Below are 3,828 nucleotides of genomic sequence, written 5' to 3' on the forward strand. Positions count from 1 at the left end.
GCGAGCAGAAGCCGTCCGTGACGGCATCCTGCCCGCTACACTCCCACCGCTCGACGTTTCCCCAGGTCAAGCCACGAAGTACTGCTGGAGTACTAATACTCCAGCCGTAGATCGTGATCTGCCGATCGGGGCTGGGCCCAGGGCCTCGGCACGCGTGAGGGTGCCCGGTTTCGGGCCGGGTGCTTTAGCGCAGTGAGTGACGCTGGTAGCGCGACTCCGGTGGCCCGAAGGTCAGCCCGTTCTCGTCGAGGGCGTTGGTGATGGTCAGTTGGCTGTGGGGGAAGCGGAAGCTGACGGCGACTGTTCCCTGGGCCATGTCGCTCCCGGTCCACTCGAGGAGCTCGATGTCCTGAAGGATCTGGCCCTGGAGGGCGTGCAGTTCGGCGCGCATGTCGTGGCGCCACTGGAGATCGAAGTCGGGCCACAGGACTGGCTGGTGGGGGTCCACCGTGTTCCAGGTGATCGAGAGGTCGTCGAACTTTTGGTGGTTGATCTCAACCTGTTCTCTGGTGAAGTCGAGCAGGACCGGGCAGTCGGAGAACCACTCGTTGTCCTGAACGTCCCAGACCAGCCAGACACGGGTCAACGGACGGCCGATGAGCGCACACAGTTGCTGGCCGTGGCCTGCCACGACCGCGGAGCGACCGTTCAGCCATTGAGGCCGGTAGCTTTCGATCCCGAAGTTGAACACGCCAGGATCTTCTCAGAACCAGACATCACGCGACTTTGCCGAGGCTCTGGGGCTGGTCCGGGAATGGGCGCGGCCACCGGTGATCATCGGTGTGTGAAGACAGAAGATCAGACGGTGGCCGCAGGTCACAGCATAGATCCTGCCCGGTGGCAGGCCAGGTTCGAGGTCCTGATGGGCCGCATCGCGGGGCGGTTCGCCCGGGTGGAACCGCGGCGCCGGGCGAGGGCGCTGGTGCTCGGTTTGCTGTCGGACCTGCCACGGAAGAATTGCTGGACGCTCGCCGAGTACGCCGGGGACACGACCCCGGACGGCATGCAGCACCTGCTGTCCAGGGCCAGGTGGGACGCCGACGCGGTCCGCGATGACATCCGCGGCTTCGTCGTCGAGCAGCTGCACGACCACGACGCGGTGTTGGTCGTCGATGAGACCGGCGACCTGAAGAAGGGCACCGCCACGGTGGGCGTGCAGCGTCAATACACCGGTACCGCCGGACGCATCGAGAACAGTCAGGTGGCCGTTTACCTCGCCTACTCGACCCCGAGGGGGCACGCGGCGATCGACCGGGAACTGTACGTTCCGCGTTCCTGGACCCAGGACACGGCCCGCTGCCGTGCGGCCGGGATCCCCGACACCGTCGGCTTCGCCACGAAACCCGCGCTCGCCGCACGCATGATCGGCCGTGCGCTGGACGCCGGCGTCCCCGCGTCCTGGGTAACCGGTGACGAGATCTACGGAGGCAACCCGCATCTGCGGACCGCGCTGGAGGGACGGCAGGTCGGCTATGTCCTCGCCGTTGCCTGCGACCACCAGATCACTACCCGCGCGGGCAAGTTCCGCGCCGACGTCCTGGTCAAGAAGCTGCCGAAGCGGGCCTGGCAGAAGCTCTCCGTCGGCGCCGGAGCCAAAGGGCACCGCTTCTATGACTGGGCTCTGGCCGACATCGCCGACGACCGGCCCGGCCACCGCCACCTACTCGTCCGCCGCAACCGGCGCACCGGGGAACTCGCCTTCTATCGCTCCTACTCAGCAGCGAGAGTGCCGCTGTCCACCCTCGTGAAAGTGGCAGGACGCAGATGGACAGTCGAGGAGACCTTCCAGTCCAGCAAGGGCCTGGCCGGGCTCGACGAACACCAGGTCAGGCGCTGGACGTCATGGCACCGCTGGGTCACCCTCGCGATGCTCGCCCACGCCTTCCTTGCCGCGGCCACCGCCGATGAACGTGCGCAGGAACCGGCTCCGGACGACCTGATCCCGCTGACCTGCAACGAGATCCAGCGCCTGTTCACCACACTCGTCGCCCAGACCGTCCACACAGTCATCCACAGGCTCCGTTGGTCCGAGTGGCGACGACGCCACCTGGCCAGGGCTCGAGCCTGCCACTACCAGCGGCGGATCGCCCAGCAACCATGAAGATCACGATCTACGGCTGGAGTACTAACTGAACGCGGGATGGGCCCACGTACTGCAATCATCGCCACCGACCCAGTTCGGACCGCAAACTCTGAACGCGGTGACCTTCTTCGACAGAACCTGCTGGTTTGAACCGTTTGCTGGAGACCAGATCGTCTTCATCTGGCTATCGCCGTTCAGGTAGTAGTCGACATGACCCCCTTGGGTTTCCCCATAGACCCAGACCCAGCTTCCAGTGGCAGAGTAGGTGTTGTCGATCTGGCCCGTGTACTGGCCGGCCCCCTCAGCAAAATTGGTCTTAGTGCAGATAGCCGGACAAGTTGCCGCAGCGGCGGGTGTCGTCGAAAGGCTCAGCCCTACGACGCCCACAGCAGCGACGACAGTTGCTCGTATCTTTGTCTTCAGCTTCATCTCTTTGCTCGCCTTTTCCTGTGTTGTCTTCTCAGTCGCCAAGCCACAATCAGGCCCGGTCGCTTGGAAGTGCAGCTCCCTCACGAGAAGCGGGACATTCATCCGCGCAGATCCCATGGCCTAACCAAGCCATGCTTTCGGCTTCCGGGTGACCCCCTCCGGGCAACGACTATGTTGGCTGTGGTCCAGGGTCGTGGGAAGTGTTTCCGGGTGGCCTCAATGGGTCTTGGACTAAAGAGTCCAGCAGTGGCACCTCGGCTCGCACCAAAGTCCAGTTGTTCAAGGGCGCATGGAGGTCGAGCAGACGCCGGGTGAATGCGGTGGATTGGGCTTCCGCGGCGTGCAGCGAGGCGGCCACGACCCAGATGCCGAGCGTGGGATGCGGAATTGCGAAGGGGTGCATCGTCACATGCTCCACGCCGTCCGCGGGACAGGCGAAGGCCAGGACGTCTCCTGCCGGCATGTCCGGAAACCTGGCGCCCTCAGGACCTGTCACCTGCACATGAACTAGATACATGGGCCAAGGATGGCAAACCGGACGGAATCCCACCACGTTCGCACGATGAGCATTTTGGGCCATGGCCCAAACCGGCCACGATCCGGTAGGGCCAAACTCCACGCCAAGATCATATGATTCACCGGAAGGGGGTGGATCTTCATGCTGACGGCACTTGGATTGGATCCAGATACCGAAGCTCTCTACCGCACTATGCTGACGCATTCCACTGCGAGCATTCCTGTTCTTTGTGAAATACTCGAGAGACCCGAAGGAACAATCCGTCAGGGTCTTGACCGGTTAAGCGAGCTGGGCCTGGTGCGGCCGTCCGAGGAGAGACCCGGACAGCTCAGGGCGGTCAGTCCCAAAGTCGGCCTGGAGCTGTTGTTGACGCGTCAGCAGGCAGACTTAGCCGCGCAGCAGCAGCGTATCGAGGCTTCCCGGGCCGCCGCTGCGCAGCTCATCGCCGAGTACTCGGAATCGTCGCGCTCCACGACCGCGTACCCCCACGTCGAGCGCCTGGTGGGGATCGACTCGGTCCGTGACCGGCTCGCTGAGCTGACACGCGAGGTGCATGACGAAGTCATGAGGTTCGCGGGGGGTGAGCAGTCGGTCCAGTCGATCGAGGTGGCGAAACCGCTTGATGCGCAGCTCGCCGAACGGGGCGTCACGTCCCGCACGGTGTATGTGGACAGTGCGCGCAACAGTCCGCATACGGCGGAGCATTCGACACCTCGTGGGTCTGCGAATATCACAGCGACCTGGCCTGCCGCGATTGGCTCCAGGACGCCTTGCCGTTCCTCACTCCGGCGATGCGGAT

At 64.1% G+C, this 3,828-nt stretch carries 4 protein-coding genes; 2 read left to right on the forward strand and 2 right to left on the reverse strand.

Features of this window, described 5'->3' with window-relative positions; translation table 11 throughout:
- Positions 1-184: 184 nt before the first annotated feature.
- Positions 185-691, reverse strand: a complete 507-nt coding sequence (locus ABT078_RS42325) for a hypothetical protein (RefSeq protein WP_351237786.1) — start codon at positions 689-691, stop codon at positions 185-187.
- A gap of 171 nt (positions 692-862) precedes the next feature.
- Between ABT078_RS42325 and ABT078_RS42330 the strand changes: the two genes are divergently transcribed.
- The gene (locus ABT078_RS42330; RefSeq protein ID WP_351237790.1) at positions 863-2,101 is read left to right on the forward strand and encodes an IS701 family transposase; all 1,239 of its coding nucleotides are present in this window, start codon (positions 863-865) and stop codon (positions 2,099-2,101) included.
- Positions 2,102-2,125: 24 nt separating this feature from the next.
- On the opposite strand, the gene ABT078_RS42335 is transcribed toward ABT078_RS42330, so the two are convergent.
- A complete protein-coding gene (locus ABT078_RS42335; RefSeq protein WP_351237788.1) occupies positions 2,126-2,554 on the reverse strand; it encodes a hypothetical protein in 429 nt (142 codons plus the stop codon).
- Positions 2,555-3,170: 616 nt separating this feature from the next.
- Between ABT078_RS42335 and ABT078_RS42340 the strand changes: the two genes are divergently transcribed.
- Positions 3,171-3,828, forward strand: a 658-nt coding sequence (locus tag ABT078_RS42340) for a TrmB family transcriptional regulator (protein ID WP_502981577.1), incomplete at its 3' end; no start/stop codon positions are given.

Source organism: Streptomyces sp. NPDC002133, from assembly GCF_040296405.1.
Taxonomy (GTDB): Bacteria; Actinomycetota; Actinomycetes; order Streptomycetales; family Streptomycetaceae; genus Streptomyces.